17 protein-coding genes are annotated in these 17,346 nt (G+C 70.1%); 11 read left to right on the top strand and 6 right to left on the bottom strand.

What is annotated here, in order from left to right:
• Positions 1-45 precede the first annotated feature (45 nt).
• From AQJ27_RS25150 to AQJ27_RS25140, 3 genes are all read right to left on the bottom strand, one after another.
• On the bottom strand, positions 46-861 hold the full coding sequence (locus AQJ27_RS25150) for an alpha/beta fold hydrolase (RefSeq protein WP_067373037.1): 816 nt from the start codon (positions 859-861) through the stop codon (positions 46-48).
• Between the two features lie 85 nt (positions 862-946).
• A complete protein-coding gene (locus AQJ27_RS25145) occupies positions 947-1,636 on the bottom strand; it encodes a response regulator (protein WP_067373034.1) in 690 nt (229 codons plus the stop codon).
• Positions 1,633-3,324: an ATP-binding protein gene (locus tag AQJ27_RS25140; RefSeq protein ID WP_079065236.1), complete on the bottom strand. Its 1,692-nt coding sequence runs from the start codon at positions 3,322-3,324 to the stop codon at positions 1,633-1,635. Before AQJ27_RS25140 ends, AQJ27_RS25145 begins: the two co-directional genes overlap by 4 nt.
• A gap of 236 nt (positions 3,325-3,560) precedes the next feature.
• Between AQJ27_RS25140 and AQJ27_RS25135 the strand changes: the two genes are divergently transcribed.
• The 4 genes from AQJ27_RS25135 (at position 3,561) to AQJ27_RS25120 (ending at position 7,657) form a co-directional block, all read left to right on the top strand.
• Positions 3,561-4,421 carry an ABC transporter ATP-binding protein gene (locus AQJ27_RS25135; protein ID WP_079065235.1) on the top strand — a complete coding sequence of 287 codons (861 nt, stop codon included), beginning with the start codon at positions 3,561-3,563 and terminating at the stop codon, positions 4,419-4,421.
• Positions 4,418-5,296, top strand: a complete 879-nt coding sequence (locus AQJ27_RS25130) for an ABC transporter permease (RefSeq protein WP_054228767.1) — start codon at positions 4,418-4,420, stop codon at positions 5,294-5,296. The genes AQJ27_RS25135 and AQJ27_RS25130 overlap by 4 nt, the downstream gene beginning before the upstream one ends.
• Before the next feature lie 79 nt (positions 5,297-5,375).
• Positions 5,376-6,464: an ABC transporter substrate-binding protein gene (locus AQJ27_RS25125; protein ID WP_067373028.1), complete on the top strand. Its 1,089-nt coding sequence runs from the start codon at positions 5,376-5,378 to the stop codon at positions 6,462-6,464.
• A gap of 134 nt (positions 6,465-6,598) precedes the next feature.
• On the top strand, positions 6,599-7,657 hold the full coding sequence (locus AQJ27_RS25120) for an ABC transporter substrate-binding protein (RefSeq protein WP_067373025.1): 1,059 nt from the start codon (positions 6,599-6,601) through the stop codon (positions 7,655-7,657).
• 15 nt (positions 7,658-7,672) lie between these two features.
• Here the strand turns inward: AQJ27_RS25120 and AQJ27_RS25115 are convergent, their stop codons facing one another.
• On the bottom strand, positions 7,673-8,464 hold the full coding sequence (locus tag AQJ27_RS25115; protein ID WP_067373022.1) for a DUF427 domain-containing protein: 792 nt from the start codon (positions 8,462-8,464) through the stop codon (positions 7,673-7,675).
• Positions 8,465-8,473: 9 nt separating this feature from the next.
• Entirely contained in the window at positions 8,474-8,770 is a 297-nt protein-coding gene (locus tag AQJ27_RS25110) for an SHOCT domain-containing protein (protein WP_067373019.1), read from the bottom strand.
• A 261-nt stretch (positions 8,771-9,031) separates the two neighbouring features.
• Here AQJ27_RS25110 and AQJ27_RS25105 point away from each other — a divergent pair, with 261 nt between their 5' ends.
• The 5 genes from AQJ27_RS25105 (at position 9,032) to AQJ27_RS25085 (ending at position 13,602) form a co-directional block, all read left to right on the top strand.
• Positions 9,032-9,460, top strand: a complete 429-nt coding sequence (locus AQJ27_RS25105) for a DUF7144 family membrane protein (RefSeq protein WP_067373016.1) — start codon at positions 9,032-9,034, stop codon at positions 9,458-9,460.
• 190 nt (positions 9,461-9,650) lie between these two features.
• Positions 9,651-10,490, top strand: coding sequence for an SDR family oxidoreductase (locus AQJ27_RS25100; RefSeq protein WP_067373013.1), 840 nt, complete (start codon positions 9,651-9,653; stop codon positions 10,488-10,490).
• A gap of 108 nt (positions 10,491-10,598) precedes the next feature.
• The gene (locus tag AQJ27_RS25095) at positions 10,599-11,987 is read left to right on the top strand and encodes a cytochrome ubiquinol oxidase subunit I (RefSeq protein WP_079065233.1); all 1,389 of its coding nucleotides are present in this window, start codon (positions 10,599-10,601) and stop codon (positions 11,985-11,987) included.
• Complete coding sequence (locus tag AQJ27_RS25090; RefSeq protein ID WP_067373007.1) at positions 11,984-13,033, top strand: cytochrome d ubiquinol oxidase subunit II; 1,050 nt, start codon at positions 11,984-11,986, stop codon at positions 13,031-13,033. Before AQJ27_RS25095 ends, AQJ27_RS25090 begins: the two co-directional genes overlap by 4 nt.
• Positions 13,030-13,602 (top strand): gluconokinase, encoded by a 573-nt coding sequence (locus AQJ27_RS25085; protein WP_067373004.1) that lies wholly within the window; start codon positions 13,030-13,032, stop codon positions 13,600-13,602. The genes AQJ27_RS25090 and AQJ27_RS25085 overlap by 4 nt, the downstream gene beginning before the upstream one ends.
• A gap of 62 nt (positions 13,603-13,664) precedes the next feature.
• Here the strand turns inward: AQJ27_RS25085 and AQJ27_RS25080 are convergent, their stop codons facing one another.
• Positions 13,665-14,078 (bottom strand): DUF6325 family protein, encoded by a 414-nt coding sequence (locus tag AQJ27_RS25080; RefSeq protein WP_067373001.1) that lies wholly within the window; start codon positions 14,076-14,078, stop codon positions 13,665-13,667.
• Positions 14,079-14,285: 207 nt separating this feature from the next.
• Here AQJ27_RS25080 and AQJ27_RS25075 point away from each other — a divergent pair, with 207 nt between their 5' ends.
• Both AQJ27_RS25075 and AQJ27_RS25070 read left to right on the top strand, forming a co-directional pair.
• Positions 14,286-15,689: a hypothetical protein gene (locus tag AQJ27_RS25075; protein WP_235613563.1), complete on the top strand. Its 1,404-nt coding sequence runs from the start codon at positions 14,286-14,288 to the stop codon at positions 15,687-15,689.
• Positions 15,690-16,156: 467 nt separating this feature from the next.
• Positions 16,157-17,089, top strand: a complete 933-nt coding sequence (locus AQJ27_RS25070) for a cyclase family protein (protein ID WP_201264325.1) — start codon at positions 16,157-16,159, stop codon at positions 17,087-17,089.
• Positions 17,090-17,346: the final 257 nt, after the last annotated feature.

The following is a 17,346-nucleotide window of genomic DNA, read 5'->3' as shown; positions in this document are numbered from 1 at the left end:
CGGCGATCACTTCCGACAGTACCGACGAGTGACGGGGCCCGCGTCTCAGGACGTCCGGACGAAGCGCGTGAGGGCGGCGGCGTACCGCCGGGGATGGGTGACGTGGGGGATGTGCCCCGCCCCTTCGACGGTCCCCCGCCGCGCCCGAGGCAGGGCCGCGGCCAGCCGGTCGAGGATCGTCGCCAACCACACCGGGCTCTGCGTGCCTCCGCTGAGCAGGACCGGTGCGGCGCACCGGGCGAGGGCGTCGGTGTCGATCTCCGCCCAGTCGGGGTCGGACTGTTCGTCCAGCCAGGTGGGCGCGTTGTGCACGAACGTCTCGCGCACGGCGGCGGGCAGCCGGTCCCAGGTGCCGGGTCCCATGGCCACCTCCTCCACGAACTGCCGTGCGCCCTGCCGGTACTCGCCCTTGCCGAGATGGGCGAGGACGGCGTCCATCGAGGCTCGCGTCGGGCGCAGTTGCCTCAGGGCGTCCGGATCCTCGGCCACGGTCGCGACGAGCGGAGGCTCGTGGACCGTGATGCTGCGGAACAACTCCGGCCGGCGCGCCGCAAGCCCCAGTGCGATCGACCCGCCGAAGGAACTGCCCGCCACGTGCGCGGGCGCGGGTCCGAGCCGCTCGATCAGGGCCTCGAGGTCGTCCTCGTCCTGTCGGCGGGTGCCCTGGCCCGGCCCCGCTTCGCTCTTCCCGTGACCACGGCGGTCGTAGGTGACCACCCGGAACGACGCCCGAAGACCGGCCTCGATCGCGGGCTGCCACGACGTGTGGTCGCTCCACGAACCGTGGACGAGGACGAGCGGGTCGCCCTCCCCGACGGCCTGGTGGTAAAGGTCCAGGTCGCCGGTACGCAGCAGGGGCATGCGTGACTCCTGTGTGTGGAGGGCGGGCGGGAGCGGCCCGCCGCGAGCATGCCTTCAGTGTGCGCCGACAGCACCGGCCGGGACGTCAGGACACGGTGCGGTAGCGGTGTTCGGGGCGGCCGGTCGCGCCGTAACGGAGTTCCAGTCGGACCATGCCCTCCCGAACGAGATAGGACAGGTAGCGCTGGGCCGTGGCGCGGGAGACGCCGGTCAGTTCCGCCGCCTCGGCCGCCGACACGTCCCGGCGGGCGGTGCGGACCGTCTCGTGGAGCAGGGCGAGGGTCGGCGCGGAGTGGCCCTTGGCCGGGACGGTGGGCAGGGCGGTGGGGCGGACGACGCTGAACAGGGCGTCCACGTCGGCCTGGTCGGTCTCCGCCGCCGGACCCAGGACGTTCACCCGGTGCTGGAGTGCGCGGTAGGCGGTGAGCCGCTCGGCCAGGGCGTCGGCGCCGAAGGGCTTGACGAGGTATCCGACGGCTCCGAGCTTCATCGCGGTCCGCACGGAGGTGATGTCCCGGTCGGCCGTGATCACGATGGCGTCGGGGCGGGCGCCACCCGCGTCGCCGGTCAGCTGTCGCAGCACGTCGAGACCGCTGCCGTCGGGAAGGAAGATGTCGAGCAGCAGCAGTTCCGGGTGGAGCGTATGGACGGCGTCCAGTGCCTCGGCCACATTCGCCACCTGGCCGACGACCTCGAAGCCCTCGACGCGGGCCACATAGGTGCAGTGGAGTCCGTTCACCCGGAAGTCGTCGTCCACCACCAGGGTCCGTATCACCAGCGCTCCCCTCCATCGGCTGCGGCCAGGGCACCTGCCGGTACCGGCAGGGCCGTCGTGAACAGTGCGCCCTGCGGCGCGGGCGCGGCGTCCGGCAGGGGCAGTGTCACGGTGAAGACCGCGCCGGACCCCTCGCTGACCGTGATGGTGCCGCCGTGCCGCTGGACCAGCCGGTGGACCAGGGCGAGTCCGAGGCCGCGCCGGGCGGTCCCGCGGTCCGGCCGGGTCGACCAGCCGTCCTCGAAGATGGACTCGGCCGCGCCCGGCGGGATGCCAGGTCCGGTGTCGGCCACCCGCACCAGCACCTCCGTGGTGGCCTCGACGACCGTGAGCCGTACCTCCCGGCCGCCCGCCGGGGCCGGTCCGCCGACCGCGGCGTCGAGGGCGTTCTCCAGCAGGTTGCCGACGATGGTCAGCAGCCGGTGCAGATGCGGCGGCTGCTCGCCGAGCGCGGAGTCCTCACCCAGCACGATCCGTACGCCGCGCTCGGCGGCGACCGTCGTCTTGGCCACGATCAGACCCACCATCAGGGCGTTCCCGATGTGCTCGCGCACCGACTCGGTCAGCTCCTGGTCGGCTCCGGCCAGCTCGACGGCGTACTCGTACGCGGACTCGTACTCCCCCACGTCCAGCAGCCCGGCCAGGGTGTGCATCCGGTTGGTGAACTCGTGCTGCTGGGCCCGCAGCGCGTCCGTCAGCCCGCGCACCGAGTCCAGCTCCCTGAGCAGTCCGACCAGTTCGGTGCGGTCGCGCACGGTGACCACCGCTCCCAGCGCCCGGCCGTGCAGCGTCACCGGCATCCGGTTGACGGCCAGGCAGTGGTCGTCGGTGAGGACCGTGATGTCCGTCCCGCTGAGGCTGCCGTCCAGTGCCCGGCGCAGCCGCCCCTCGGGCAGGAGCTCGTCCAGCCGGCTGCCCAGTGCCGTGCCCAGACCGAGCAGATGGCGGGCCTCGTCGTTGATGACGGTGACCCGGCCCTCGGGGTCGAAGGCGACCACGCCCTCCCGGATGCCGTGCAGCATCGCCTCCCGGTCCTGCAGCAGCCCGGCGATCTCCTCGAGCTCCAGCCCGAACGTCGTCCGCTTCAGGCGTCTGGCCAGCAGGAACGCGGCCATCGAGCCGAGCGCGGTGGCGATCGTGGCATACAGACCGAAGGTCGGCAGCTCCCGCCACAGCTCGCCGAGTACGTCGCGTTCCGGGATGCCGGCCGACACCTCGCCCACCAGCGTGCCCGTGGGCCCCTTCAGCGGAGCCTTGCCGTTGGCGGACCGCCCGGTCGCGCCCTGGTCGGAGCCGACGTGAGGGAGGCCGTCGAGCACCGCGATCGGCTCGCCCACCGGCTCGCCTATCAGTGCCGGGGTGGGGTGCGAGTGACGGATGCCGTGCAGGTCGATCACGACCACGTACGACGCCCCCGACGCCTTCCGGATCCGTTCGGCGACGGTCTGCACGATGTCGCCGCCACCGCCGTACTCCATGGCCTGCTGGATCTGCGGCTCGGCGGCCGTGGTCTCGGCGATGGCCAGCGCCCGCTGCTCGTAGGAGCGGTCGATCTCGGCCCGCTGAGCGAACGCGAACAGTACGAAACCGATGGCTCCGGAGAGGGCCAGGATGGCCAGCTGGTTGGCCAGAATCCGCGCGGAGAGCCTCCCCTTCCCGGCGCGGCCGATCCGGATTCGGATGGGCATCACAGGTGCCTTCGCCCTTGTCTTGCTGCCGGGCCCGGCCCCTTCGCCGTAACCCGTGGTGGCGTGATTGTGCCCCACCAGGGACATCCTGCCCACCCTCGGCCCCCTGAGCAGAACGTGCAGAACCCCGGTTAACACAACTAACGCGAGATACGTCTGAAACAGCGACGTAATACGGGGCGGCCTCTAGCGTCTGCCTTCCTCGACCCCGAGGTTAGGGAAGGAGACGGCCTCAGATGGCTTCGCGAAACGATGCCGCGTTGAGCACGGTCGCCGACAAAAGCGGCCAGGACAGCGCGCGAGTCGAGATTTCAGGGCTCACCAAACGATTTCTGACTCCCGCGGGTGAGGTGTTCACGGCGCTGCAGGACGTTTCGTTCACCGTGGAGCCTGGCCAGTTCTGCGCGGTGGTGGGCCCGACGGGCTGCGGCAAGTCGACGACCCTGAGCATGGTCTCCGGGCTCGACCGGCCCAGCGAGGGCTCGGTCAAGGTCGGCGGCCGTGAGGTGGACGGTGTCACCGACGGCGTCAGCTTCATGTTCCAGACCGACGCGCTGCTGCCCTGGAAGACCGTCCTCGGCAATGTACTGATGGGCCCGGTCTTCCGCGGTGTCCCCAAGCAGAGGGCCCAGGTCTCGGCGCGCGACTGGCTGCGGCGGGTGGGCCTGTCCGGGTTCGAGGACCGCTACCCGCACCAGCTCTCCGGCGGTATGCGCAAGCGCGTGGCGATGGCCGCGGCGCTGATCAACGAACCGAAGATCCTGATCATGGACGAGCCGTTCGGCGCCCTGGACGTGCAGACCAAGGCGATCATGTCGACCGAGCTGCTGGGCCTGTGGGAGCAGATCCGTCCGTCGGTCATCTTCATCACCCACGACCTCGACGAGGCCGTGGCACTCGCCGACCGGGTCGTCGTCATGACGTCCAGCCCCGGATCGGTCAAGGAGGTCTTCGACATCGACCTGCCCCGCCCGCGCGGCGCGGTCCAGGAGATCCGCTTCCAGCCCCGCTTCATCGAACTTCAGCACCAGATCTGGGAAACGCTGCGCGAGGAGGTGGAGCGCGCCTACGCACGCACCGCAGGAGGTACGGCATGAGCACGACGTCCGCAGTTTCCGCCGCGCTGGTCAAGGACGGCACACCGTCCTCGGCCGCGGCCGCCGCGAAGCGGGCCGCCCGGCGGCGCACCGCGCTGGTGTGGGCGGGCCGTATCGGCCTCGCGGCCTTCGTCATCGGCGGCTGGCAGGCGTTCACCACCTGGGGGATCGTCGACCCGTTCTTCTTCGGGCAGCCGTCGGGCATCGCCAAGCGGCTGGTCGACCTCTTCCAGCACGGCACCGAGTTCGGGTCCTTCTACTCGAACATCTGGACAACGATCCAGGAGGCGCTCGCCGGCTTCGCCCTCGGGGCCGTCGCCGGCGTGATCTTCGGCGTCGCACTCGGCCAGAGCCGGTTCCTCGCCGATGTGCTCGGCCCCTACATCAAGGTGGTCAACGCGATCCCGCGTATCGTCCTCGGCTCGATCTTCATCGTCGCGTTCGGCATCGGTGTGCTGCCGAAGATCCTGCTCGCCGCGGTACTGGTGTTCTTCATCGTCTTCTTCAACGCCTTCCAGGGCGTACGTGAGGTCGACCGCAACATCCTCGCCAACGCCAAGGTGCTCGGCGCCTCGCAGGCGCAGATCATCCGGCACGTCACCGTGCCCTCCGCGCTCACCTGGATCATCGCCAGCCTGCACAGCGCCTTCGGCTTCGCCATCGTCGGCGCGCTGGTCGGCGAGGTGCTCGGCGCGCAGAGCGGGCTCGGCCTGGTCATCAAGACCGCGCAGAACCAGTTCGACCCCAACGGCGTGTTCGCGACGATGCTCGTCATCTCGGTCATCGTGCTCGGCGCCGAGTGGCTGATCAGCAAGCTGGAACACCGGCTGCTGTCGTGGCGCCCGCCGGCGCCGACCGAGGCGAACTCCCTCTGACGCCTGCGCACTTTCACCTCCTTCATCTCAGAACCCCCAGCTTGATCTCGCAACCCTCAGCAAAGGAATGTGGTCAGCCATGTCCAGACGACCCGTCGCCGTCGCCGCGTCTCTGCTCACCGTTCTCGCCCTCGGCACGGTCAGTGCCTGTTCCGGCAACTCGTCCGCCTCGAGCGGCGGTTCGGGCTCCACGCCGACCGTCAAGCTCATGGCCGGCGGCCTCGACAAGCAGATCTACCTGCCCTACCAACTCGCCCAGCAGCTCGGCTTCTACAAGAAGTACGGCGTCAACGTCCAGCTGAGCACCGAGCAGGACGGCGGTGTCGGCGCCGAGGAAGCCATGGCCTCGGGGCAGGTGGACATGGCGGGCGCCTGGTACAACCACACGATCGAGTTCCAGGCGAAGGGGAAGGCGGTCGAGGACGTCGTCCAGCTCTCCGGCGCCCCGGGCGAGCGTGAGATGTGCACCACGAAGTCGGGCGTCACCTCGGGAGCCGACCTGAAAGGCAAGACGCTCGGCGTCACCGACCTGGGTTCGGGCACCGACACCCTCACCCAGTTCCTGGCCGCCAAGAAGGGCGTCAAGACCAGCCAGTATCACCGGATCGGGGTCGGCGCGGGATCCACGGCCATCGCCGCGCTGCAGAACGGCAAGGTCGACTGCGTCATGACGACGCAGCCGACGGTCGCCGCGATCCAGAAGAAGGGTGTCGGTGCCTCCGCGATCGACCTGGCCACCACGGCGGGCGCCACGCAGGCGATGGGCGGTGCCTATCCCGCGGCCAGTGTGATCGCCCGCACCGACTGGGTGAACTCGCACAAGGACGCGACGCAGAAGGTCGTCGACGCGCTCGTCGCCACCATGCACTGGATCAACACGCACAGCGCGGCCGACATCGCCAACAAGCTTCCGGCGTCGTTCGTGTCGAACCAGTTGGTGACCAAGGCCGACTACATCTCGGCCCTGACCCAGGACAAGGGTCAGTTCCTCCCGGACGGCATCATGCCGGCCGGCGGTCCGAAGACCTCTCTGGCGACAGAGCAGTTGGTCGGCGACGTGAAGGGGTCGGTGGACCTCAGCAAGACGTTCACCAATGACTTCGCCATCCAGGCCAACAAGACCGAGGGCTTCAAGACCACCACGACCCCGGCAGGGCCGAACGGCTGAGCCTCGCCGATCACGGGGCCGCCCAGGTGCTTGCCACCTGGGCGGCCCCGGGCCGTGAGCACGAGCACTCGGGCGGGTACCTTCTGCGCCACGCCCGCATGTCCCCGCCCACCCGCTCGCAAAGGAGACCAGTGATGAAGCCGGTCACCACGTCCTTGCTCGCCAGGGCCGTCTGCGCCGCCCTCGCCCTGGCCGTGCCCGCCTGCAGCGGAGGAGGGGGCAGGTCCAGCGCCGCCGTCGCGTCCAGGAACGGCGACGGCACGCCCGCGGTGCGGATCATCGTCGGCGGCCTCGACAAGCAGATCTATCTGCCGGTGACGCTCGCCCGGGAGCTGGGCTACTACCAGGCGCAGGGTCTGGATGTGCGGTTCTACGACGAGCCGGACGGGGTCGAGGCCGAGACCGCCATGATCTCCGGCCAGGTGGACGCGGTGGTCGGGTTCTACGACCACACCGTCGACCTGCGGTCCAAGGGCAGGTCCACCGAGTCCGTCGTGCAACTGCTCCGCGCCCCCGGCGAGGTCGAGATGGTCCGCACCGACGAGGCGGGCAGCGTCAAGAGCCCGGCGGACTTCGGCGGCAAGCACCTGGGCGTGAGCGGCCTCGGCTCCTCCACCAACTTCCTCACCCAGTACCTGGAGGCGAAGCACGGCGTCAAGGCGGGCAGCGCCACGTCGGTCGCCGTCGGCGCCGGCTCCACCTTCGTGGCGGCGATGCAGAACAAACAGATCGACGCCGGTATGACCACCGAGCCGACCGTCTCGCTGCTGGAGCGGAAGAAGCTGGCCGAGCCGCTGATCGACCTGCGCACGGCCGCGGGCGCGAAGGCCACGCTCGGCGGCACCTACCCGGCCTCCTGTCTCTACCTCACCACCGGGTACGTCCGGAAGAACCCGGACGTGGTGCAGAAGCTGGTCGACGTCTACGTCGAGACGCTCAAGTGGATCCAGGCCCACTCCGCCGCCGAGATCGCCGACAAGATGCCGGCCGCCTACTACGCGGGCGTCGGCAAGGCCGTCTACACCAAGGCGCTCCAGAACGAGAAGGGCATGTACTCCCCCGACGGTCTGATGCCCGCCGACGGTCCCAGGACCGTTTACAAGGTCCTCGCCACCTTCGACCCGACGGTCAAGGGTCACAGCGTCGATCTGTCCAAGACGTACACCAACGGCTTCGTCAACAAGGCCAGGTGACAGCCCGCGCCGCCGTCACGTCGCCGGTCGCGCCGGGAGTGTCGAGGTGAACGGGGTGACGGGGCGTTCCAGTCGTTCCCCGTCCACGGTGATGTCCACCGCTTCGTTGTAGAAGGCGAGGAGGTCTTTGACGGCGCCCACCGCGGGCAGTGGCTCCGGGTAGCTCCAGACGAGGTTCGCGGGGGCGTCGCCGCCACCCCGCCACGACCAGTACTCGGCGGTGCCCTTGTAGGGGCACCCCGTGCTGAGGTCGCTGGGGACGAACAGGTCGAGGCGGACGTCCGCACGCGGGATGTAGTACCGCGTCGGCAGGCCGGTCTCGAAGAGCAGCACCGGACGGCGGGTGTCCGCGACGACCGTGCCGTCGATCTCGACCCGGACGTGACGGCTGCTCGGGAGGGCGTCCACGCGTTTGTGCGGATCGCGGGGGTGGATGAAGATCTCCTCGTCCTCCTCGTACCAGTGGTCGAGTCCCCGGCCGCTGCGGCTGAACCACTCGAAGGCGATGTGGCCGGCCAGGTCGTCGGCGGGGAACGTCCAGGCCGCGTTCTCCAGCAGTTCGCCGTCGACTTCGAGGTCGTAGAAGACCCGCGATCCGCTGTGTGTGCCGGTCGGCGGGTTCTTCGCCGGGCGGAGCAGATCCTCGCGGACCTCCCCGCGCGGGAACGCGTACAGCGGAACGGGCACTTCGGGCTCCCATACGAGGACGGGGTGCCGGCTGTCGACGACCGTGACCTCGCCCTTGCACCCGCGCACCCAGCGCTCGCTGGGCTCCCACAGTAGACCTTCCGCAGTTGTGAGGTTCATGGACCCTCACTACCCAAGGATCCGGCGCTTCTGCTCCTCGAACTCGGCCTCGGTCAGGACGCCTTGGGCCTTGAGTTCCCCGAGTTGCTTCAGCTGATCGATCCGGCCGCTCATGTCGTCGGCCGACGGGGCGGCCGACGGCGGGGGCGGCGCGGCGGGCGTGGGCTGCGGCGGGGCCTCCTGGTACTCCTGGTACTCCTGCTGAGCCCATCGCCCCTGCTGACGGCGTGACACACGGTTCGACACGGCGGTCGCGGTACCGGCCACCACGGCTGTGCGGGCGACCCCGCGAAGGAGACCTGGCACGGCGGTTTCCTCTCTGGAAAAGCGGCCCGCGAATCCGGAAAGCGGCCTGCGATATAACCACGCTCCCCTGACCGACGGGCAATTCTCGGCGCATGGGACACCTCCATTGGAGCACCGCACGGATTCCTCCGCACATCGGCATCGGCATCACCCCGCGGGAATTCCGCCGTTCTGCCGGTCGGTGACTCTCATGGCAAGCTGAAATGTGGACCACGGACCGGTCACAGGTCAGTGGTGAGGCCTACGTGGGAGGAGCTCGATATGACCACGACCGGAATGCACCAGCGACGCGAGACCGGGGGCGGCGGAGCGTGGGCGTCCAGCTGGACCGCCTTCGCCGCAGTCATGATGATCTTCGGTGGAGTGATGGCGATATTCGAGGGAATCTCCGCCATCGCCGAGGACGACGTCTTCGTCCTCACCCGCAACTACGCCTACAACTTCAATCTGACGAGTTGGGGCTGGATCCACCTCTCCCTCGGCGTCCTGGTCATTCTCGCGGGCGCCGCCCTGTTCACCGGAGCGATGTGGGCACGCGTGGTCGGAGTCGTCCTGGCAGGCCTGTCGATGATCGCCAACTTCATGTGGCTGCCGTACTACCCCGTCTGGGCCATCGTGCTGATCGCCGTGGACGCCTTCGTCATCTGGGCGCTGTGCGTCGGAATCAGCCGGCAGCCCCGCACCGAGTAGCCGAGCGCGCCGTCCCGGATGACCCCGCGGGTCGGCATTCGGCCGTTCAGCCCGGGTCGGCCCCCCGACCGGCTGACAGCGGACGTGCCAGCGGGCCGTCCCGACTCACCAGTGTTTTCGTTGTGGGGCGGATTCCTCCGAAAAGCGGATTCCTCCGACGGTCCGCGTCGCCACCCACAGGGAGACATGAGTGGAAACCAGCGGCAGTGATGGTCGCCGACCCCTTGCCTTCCCGCTCCTCAAGGGGCAGAAGGCGCTGGTGACGGGCGCGAATTCCGGCATCGGCAAGGCCACGGCCATCGGCCTCGGCCGGGTGGGCGCCGACGTGGTGGTGAACTACGTGTCCGGGCGGGACGCCGCGGAAGAGGTCGTACGCGAGATCGAGGGCTTCGGGGTGCGCGCCTACGCGCACGAGGCGGACGTGTCCCAGGAGGACCAGGTCGTCGACATGGTGTCCCGCATGGTCGAGGAGTTCGGGACCATCGACATCATGGTGGCGAACGCCGGGCTCCAGCGTGACGCCCCCGTCACCGAGATGACCATGGCCCAGTGGCAGAAGGTGCTGGACGTCAATCTGACCGGACAGTTCCTGTGCGCCCGCGAAGCGACCAAGGAGTTTCTGCGGCGGGGCGTCGTCCCCGAGGTCTCCCGTTCGGCCGGGAAGATCATCTGCATGAGTTCGGTCCACCAGATCATCCCGTGGGCGGGGCATGTGAACTACGCGTCGTCCAAGGGCGGGGTGCAGATGCTCATGGCGACCCTCGCGCAGGAGCTCGCGCCGCAGGGGATCCGGGTGAACGCCGTCGCCCCGGGCGCGATCCGCACGCCCATCAACCGCGACGCCTGGGACACCCCCGAGGCCGAGGCCGACCTCCTCCAGCTCATCCCCTACCACCGCGTGGGCGACCCGGACGACATCGCGAACGCGGTGGCGGCGCTCGCGTCCGACCTCTTCGACTACGTCGTGGGCACCACGATCTACGTGGACGGCGGCATGACGCTGTTCCCCGGTTTCGCCACCGGCGGCTGAAGCAGGGCCCCTCAGCCATCCCGTACGAGCCACCGAGGTCATGTGAACAGCGCAGTCGAGCACCTTCTCGCGGACGGTCCACCACAACTCCTCCCGGCCCGGGAGCTGATGGCCTTCACTCTGGCCTCCCACATCCTGCTCGTACCCTTCGGCGTGGCGCTGCCCGCCATCACGCTCCTCATGCACTACCGCGGGCTGCGCAAGGGCGACGCCATCGCCCTGCTGCTCGCACGGCGCTGGTCTGCGGTCATGGCCGTCCAGTTCGCGATCGGCATCGTGACGGGCACCGTGCTGTCCTTCGAATTCGGTCTGCTGTGGCCCGGGATGATGGGCCGGTGGGGCGACGTCTTCGGCTTCGGCTTCGGGATCGAGGCCTGGGCGTTCTTCCTCGAGGCGATCTTCATCGCCATCTACCTGTACGGCTGGCGCAGGCTCAAGCCGTGGACGCACTTCTGGCTCGGCCTGCCCCTGCCGCTGGCCGCCCTGATGGGGGCGTTCGGCGTCGTGGCCGCGAACGCCTGGATGAACACCCCGCGCGGCTTCACTCTCGACGCGTCCGGCAGGCCGGTGAACGTCAATGTGCGGCAGGCGGTCTTCACACCGATGTTCGGCCCCGAGTACTGGCACTTCGTGGTCGGCGTGGTCCTGACCGCCGGATACGTCGTCGCCGGGGTGTACGCGGTCGGCCTGCTGCGCGGCCGCCGGGACCGCTACCACCGGCTCGGCTTCACCTTGCCGTTCGCCGTCGCCGCGATCCTCACCCCCGTGCAGTTCGTGCTCGGGGACTCCATCGCCCGCTCCGTCTTCCAGAAGCAGCCCGTGAAGTTCGCGGCCACCGAGCTGGTGTGGAAGACCGACACCCGCGTACCGGAGTACCTCTTCGGGCGTCTGCACGCCGACGGGTCGGTCTCCGGCGGGATCAAGATCCCCCAACTGGACTCGGTCCTCGCCGGATTCAGACCGACCACCGAGGTGACCGGACTGACGTCGGTCGCGGCGAGCGACCGCCCGACGGTGATCCAGGCCACCATCGCCCACTGGGCGTTCGACATCATGGTGACCGTCGGAAGCCTGCTCGTGCTGCTCGCGCTCTGGTACGGCTGGTGCTGGCTGCGGCGTCGCGAACTGCCCCGGTCGCGCTGGTTCCTCCGGTGTGCCGCCCTCGCCGGCGCCGCCTGTCTGCTGACCGTGGAGTGCGGCTGGATCACGACCGAGGTGGGCCGGCAGCCCTGGATCGTCTACCAGAACATGCGGGTCTCGGAGGCGGTCACGGGCACCCGCGCCGCGTCCCTGTGGACGATGTTCGGCATCGTCGTGGTGGTCTACGTCCTCGCCTTCGGTTCCTTCCTGACCGTCCTTGCGAAGATGAGCCACCGCTGGCGGCTGGCCGACGAGGGCGCGCCCACGGCGGCCGGCGCCGAGGATCTGGAGGGCGGCACTCCCTACGGGCCCCGCCCGTTGTCGACCACCGCGAGCGGGGACGGGGGAGACGAATGATCGAGGACGTCGTCGCCTGGGTGCTGCTGGTGGCGGTGGCCGCCTACGCGTGTGCTGGTGGCACGGACTACGGTGCCGGCTTCTGGGACCTCGTCGCGGGCGGCGCCGAACGCGGCAAGCGCCCGAGGTGGCTCATCGACCACGCCATGGAACCCGTGTGGGAGACCAACAACGTCTGGCTCATCTTCGTCCTGGTCATCATGTGGACCGGGTTCCCGGTCCTGTTCCAGACGGTCTTCTCCGCCATGTGGCTCCCGCTGGCGCTCGCGGCCGTGGGACTCGTCCTGCGCGGTGCCGGCTTCGCCCTGCGCAAGCCCACGCGGCGCCTCGCCCGGCGCAGGATCTACGGCGCCGTCTTCGCCGTCTCCTCGCTGCTGACCCCCTTCTTCCTCGGCGCGGCGGTCGGGGGGATCGCCACGGGCCGGGTGGCTCCCGGCACGAAGGCGTCCGCCGACGCCTGGTCCAACGGGACCTCCGTGATCGCCGGGCTGCTCACCGTCGCCGCGACCGCCTTCCTCGGGGCGGTGTTCCTGACCGCCGACGCCCGCCGGTTCGACGCCCCCGACCTCGTCGGCTACTTCCGGCGGCGGGCCTGGTGCACTCTCGTCGTCCTCGCCGTGCTGGCGGTCGTCGGCCTCGCCGTGACCCACGACGACGCGCCCTACGTCTACGACGGGCTGACCGGTGGAATCGGTCTCGTCCTCGTACTCATCGCCGTCGTCAGCGCGTTGACCACCGCCTGGCTGCTGTTCCGCGTCGCGACGGGATGGGCGAGGGTCACCGCGATCGGCAGCGTGGCCCTCGTCGTCGTGGCCTGGGGACTGGCCCAGCGGCCCTATCTCATCCCCACCTCACTGACCGTGTCCCAGGCGGCCGGCGCGGCGACGACGCTGCGCTGGCTCATGCTGGTCACGGTCATCGCGGTGGTGCTCGTCGGGCCGCCGCTCGTCCTGCTCTACCGGCTGGACACCCGCGGGGCCCTCCAGCCCCTCACCGAGGTGGATCTGCGGCAGACGGCACCAGGGCGGGAACCCGAGAACCCGTGACCGGGGCCGGGGGCAGCGCCGGAGGCGGCGAAGGGGACGGGCAAAGGCCCCCGATCATCGTGGTCCTCGGCGTGTCGGGATCCGGGAAGACCACCTTCGGCCAAGCGGCCGCCGAGGACCTCGGCCTGACGTTCGTCGAGGGCGACGACTTCCATCCCGCGGCGAACATCGCGAAGATGACCGCGGGCCACGCCCTGGACGACACCGACCGCGCGCCCTGGCTGCGTGCCCTCTCGGAGCGCATCCGTCGCTCCGCCGAGGCCCGCGAGGGACTGGTCGTCGCCTGCTCGGCCCTCAAGCGCGCCTATCGCGACGAGTTCCGGGAGGCCGGGGGGCCGGCGTTGCGGTACCTGTACCTCGCCCTGGACCGGGCGACGGCCCGGGACCGTGTGTCCCGGCGCACCGGCCACTTCATGCCCGCCAGGCTGGTCGACTCGCAGTTCGAGACGCTGGAGCCGCTGGAGCGGGACGAGCCGGGCATGACCCTGGATGCCACGGCCGGCCTTCCGGTGAACCTCGCCCGGGTGCGGACCGCCGTCGAGCACTGCGCCGGGCCCCCGGGCCCCTGACGGATCAGACGCTCACGAGTGCGGTGGCGATGCCTCCAGAACGCGCGGGCGGCGGCCGTGTGCTACTCCGTCGCGTCCAGCGCGGCCAGCACGGCCGGCACGGGGATGCGACCGGAGGCGACCAGTTGGGCGCCGCCGCGGCGCAGGGCGGTGGCGAAGGGAGCGGCCCACAGGTTCTCGTAGACCAGGATTCCGGCCGAGTTGCCGGGCTCCAGGGCGCTGCCCGCCTCCTCGATGTCGTCCTCGCCCAGCAGGCCGGAGGAAGCTCCCTCGAAGACGGCGAGGTCGAGGGCTCCGTCGCCGGTGAGGTCGGCGATCTCCATGCCGACCACGGATCCGTCCTCTTCCTTCCTGACAAACATCAGATCAAGGATCCGGATGACGCCGCGGTCCACGAGGTCGACCAGCAGGGGAAAGCCTTCGCCAGTCATGCGGTTGCCGGGAAACTCGACGACTATATAGTCGATTGGGCCCATTTCGGCGAATTCATCGCTGACGGCAGAATCGCTCACGGCTTCACCTCTGGGTGGTCATGGAGTTTCCCCTGTCCCCGCATGCCTGCGCATCCACGGGCCCGAATTCCATTGCAGCATCGGACGGAAGGCGTCGCACCTCGGTGCGGTGTTCACCCGCCGGGCCGGTTCCGGGTCGCGGGATCGGATGCGTACGCCTCTGCTGTAACCATGACGAGCAGCCCGCCTCCACCGGACCCGGACCACAAGCCCCCCGAACCGTCCGGCGAGCAGCGGCTCTCGGCGCGGGAGCGCAACGAGTTGGACGAGCTGCGACACCGGGTGAGCGCTCTGGAGACCGGGGGGCCGGCGGGGGCCGCGCGGCACCACTGGCTCCGCTCGACGGGTTCGGTCCTGCTGATCCTCCTCGCCTCGCTGCTGTCGCTGCTGGCCGTCGTCGCGGTCTGGGCGAACAGCATCGTCCGGGACACCGACCGCTATGTCGCCACCGTGGGACCGCTGGCGAGCGATCCGGATGTGCAGAAGGCGGTCACCAACCGGGTCACCACGGCGGTCCTGGCGCAGATCGACGTGGACGCGCTGGTCAAGGATCTGGAGCGGGCGGCGTCGGAGCAGGGTGCCCCGCCGAGGATTGCCACGCTGCTCGGCGACCTGGGCGGCCCGATCACCAGCGGTCTGAAGAGTCTGGTCGGCGACACCGTGCAGCGGGTGGTCTCCAGCAAGGCCTTCGACACCGTCTGGGTGGACGCCAACCGCCGGGCCCACAGCGCGCTGGACAAGGCCCTCACGGGCAACGCCACCGGTGCGGTGTCCGCCAAGAACGGTCAGGTCACCATCGATGTGGCGCCGATCGTGGCCCAGGTCAAGGACCGGCTGGTCAGCGCCGGCTTCAAGCCTGCCGCTCGGATCCCGGCCGTACACACGGACTTCGTGGTGTTCGCGTCGAAGGACGTCGGCAAGATCAAGACGTATCTGCGGGTGCTGGACATCATCGGCGGCTGGCTCCCCGTCATCGCCGTGCTGATCGCCGCCGCGGGCGTGTATCTGGCCACCAACCGTCGCCGGGCCCTGATCGGGGCCGCGCTCGGGGTGTTCGCCGCCATGGTCGTGCTCGGCATCGTCCTGGCCGTCGCGCGGGCGGTCTATCTCGACCATCTGCCCGTCGGGACGTCCGAGGACGCCGCCGCCACGGTGTTCGACTCCCTGGTCAGGTTCCTGCGCGCCGGTGTTCGCGCGGTCGGAGCACTCGCGCTCGTGACGGCCGCCGGCGCCTTCCTCGTCGGGCCTTCCCGGATCGCCGTCCTCATCCGTACGGGCTGTCGCAGGGGCATCGGCGCCCTGCGCGACGTCGCCGTGTCGGCGGGGCTCCCGCTGGGTCCGGTCGGCCGGTTCGTGCACCGCTTCAAGCGGTGGATCGGCGCCGCGATCCTGGCGGTCGCCGCGGTCGTGCTGTTCACCTGGAGCTACCCGACCACGTGGGTCGTGGTGTGGACCGTGGTGATCGTGCTGGTCGCCTTCGCGATCCGCGAGTTCCTGGACACCGGCGCTCCCTCGGCCGCGGACACTTCGAAGCCGTCTTCTCCGGCGCCGTCCGCCCCTACGCCGTCCGCGTGACCTCGCGCCGGTGCCGGCGTTCGCCCACCCGTCGCCAGATCGCCCGCCGGCACTTGAGCGTGCCGGTCCCCGGTCCTCTCGGCGTGTTCCGAGAACACCGTGTCCACCGGATCGAGAACGATGGAGCCGTGGCGCTCCGGACCCAGGTCCCGCAGACCGCGCAGCACGTCGTTCGCGGCTCCGGTCAGGACGTCGCACTCGATGGCGTCACCGTCGGGGTTGCGTACGCTGCCCGTCTGGAGGCACACGTTCACGGCGCACGGCTCGTCGTCCAGCAGGGCCATGGCGCGTCGCGTGAGATCCGGCGGGCACACCGCGCGGACATGGATCATGTCCATCCGGACCTCCGCGTTTCGGTGCGGTGCGCCGGGTCGTGACGTGGACGGGTCGCTCCTTCATTGACGCGGCGGTACCTGCCCCCGGCAACTCGGCGTGCCGGAATCCGGCTTCTGTCGGAGGCTGGTGACATGCCGATGCCCGACGAGCTGAGCGAGGCCGAGTTCCGGTCGCTCTACCGCCGACTGCGCGGCACGGCCTCCGGTGGTGGCAGGCGCCGGGGCGCCCTGGACACGATCACCGCGGAACAGGTGCTGGCGGCCGTCCGCGAGGTGCGGTCGGGACGCACGGTGTCGCTCGCCGCCCCCGTGGAGACCCGTGCCGAACCCGACGACGCCGATCCGGCCGAGCACCGGCTCACCGCTCCGGCGGACGGCGAACCGGTCGCGAAGGGCGTGGACTTCGCGCGGGACCGCTTCGCCATGAACGTTCACAGCGATGTGGACAGTCACCTCGACGCGCTGTGCCATGTCATCTACGACGGCACGCTGCACGGCGGCATACCGGCGGCGGACGCGCTGTCGCCGGAGGGCGCGAGCGTCCTGTCGGTGGAGCTGGCCCGCGACGGCATCGTCGGACGCGGGGTCCTCCTCGACATACCCCGGGTGCACGGCCTCTCCTGGCTCGAACCCGGATCGAACGTGACCGCCGAGGACCTGAGCGCCGCCGAGACCCGGCAGGGGTTGCGGGTCGGTCGCGGAGACATCCTGCTCGTACGGGTCGGACACCGCCGGCGCCGCGAGGAGCTGGGCCCCTGGGACGTGGCCGCCGCCCGTGCCGGACTCCATCCGACCGCGATGGAGTTCGTGGCCGACCGGGAGGTGGCGGTGCTCGGCAGTGACAGCAACAACGACACGGCCCCGAGCGCGGTACGAGGGGTCGCGTTCCCGGTGCATGTGCTCGCCGTCCACGCCTTGGGACTGCATCTGCTCGACTATCTGCGGTTCGAGGACCTCGCGCCGATCTGCGCGCGGGAAGGCCGCTGGTCGTTCCTGTGCGTGATCGCTCCGCTCCGGCTGCCCGCGGCCACCGGCTCGCCCGTCAATCCCCTGGCCATCCTGTGACGACGCCGACGGTCACCGCCCGGCGATCCAGTGACGACGGCCGTCACCCGGCGGTCCCGTGAGAACCGCCATCACCCTGACAGTCCCGTGACAGCGGGCATCGCCCTGCCGGTCCGTGACGTCTGCCATCACCCTGACGGTCCGTGACGACCGCCATCACCCTGGCGGTCCGGTGATGGCGCCGATCCGGAGATGGCCGGCGCTCGCGTCAGCGGTGCCGTGATGGTCACCGTCACCCGGGCGGTGAGGTGAGGGGC

The sequence above is a fragment of the Streptomyces olivochromogenes genome (assembly GCF_001514115.1).
GTDB lineage: Bacteria > Actinomycetota > Actinomycetes > Streptomycetales > Streptomycetaceae > Streptomyces > Streptomyces olivochromogenes.
Note: the sequence above shows the minus strand (reverse complement) of the source record. Positions and strands in the feature narration are given on the sequence as shown.

What these genes read in the sequence shown, in the direction of transcription:
- AQJ27_RS25075 (WP_235613563.1), top strand. Translation starts at nt 14,286, where the DNA reads ATGACGAGCAGCCCGCCTCCACCGGACCCGGACCACAAGCCCCCCGAA.
- AQJ27_RS25070 (WP_201264325.1), top strand. Translation starts at nt 16,157, where the DNA reads ATGCCGATGCCCGACGAGCTGAGCGAGGCCGAGTTCCGGTCGCTCTAC.
- AQJ27_RS25130 (WP_054228767.1), top strand. Translation starts at nt 4,418, where the DNA reads ATGAGCACGACGTCCGCAGTTTCCGCCGCGCTGGTCAAGGACGGCACA.
- AQJ27_RS25115 (WP_067373022.1), bottom strand. Translation starts at nt 8,464, where the DNA reads ATGAACCTCACAACTGCGGAAGGTCTACTGTGGGAGCCCAGCGAGCGC.
- AQJ27_RS25090 (WP_067373007.1), top strand. Translation starts at nt 11,984, where the DNA reads ATGATCGAGGACGTCGTCGCCTGGGTGCTGCTGGTGGCGGTGGCCGCC.
- AQJ27_RS25150 (WP_067373037.1), bottom strand. Translation starts at nt 861, where the DNA reads ATGCCCCTGCTGCGTACCGGCGACCTGGACCTTTACCACCAGGCCGTC.
- AQJ27_RS25140 (WP_079065236.1), bottom strand. Translation starts at nt 3,324, where the DNA reads ATGCCCATCCGAATCCGGATCGGCCGCGCCGGGAAGGGGAGGCTCTCC.
- AQJ27_RS25120 (WP_067373025.1), top strand. Translation starts at nt 6,599, where the DNA reads ATGAAGCCGGTCACCACGTCCTTGCTCGCCAGGGCCGTCTGCGCCGCC.
- AQJ27_RS25105 (WP_067373016.1), top strand. Translation starts at nt 9,032, where the DNA reads ATGACCACGACCGGAATGCACCAGCGACGCGAGACCGGGGGCGGCGGA.
- AQJ27_RS25095 (WP_079065233.1), top strand. Translation starts at nt 10,599, where the DNA reads ATGGCCTTCACTCTGGCCTCCCACATCCTGCTCGTACCCTTCGGCGTG.
- AQJ27_RS25080 (WP_067373001.1), bottom strand. Translation starts at nt 14,078, where the DNA reads ATGGGCCCAATCGACTATATAGTCGTCGAGTTTCCCGGCAACCGCATG.
- AQJ27_RS25135 (WP_079065235.1), top strand. Translation starts at nt 3,561, where the DNA reads ATGGCTTCGCGAAACGATGCCGCGTTGAGCACGGTCGCCGACAAAAGC.
- AQJ27_RS25125 (WP_067373028.1), top strand. Translation starts at nt 5,376, where the DNA reads ATGTCCAGACGACCCGTCGCCGTCGCCGCGTCTCTGCTCACCGTTCTC.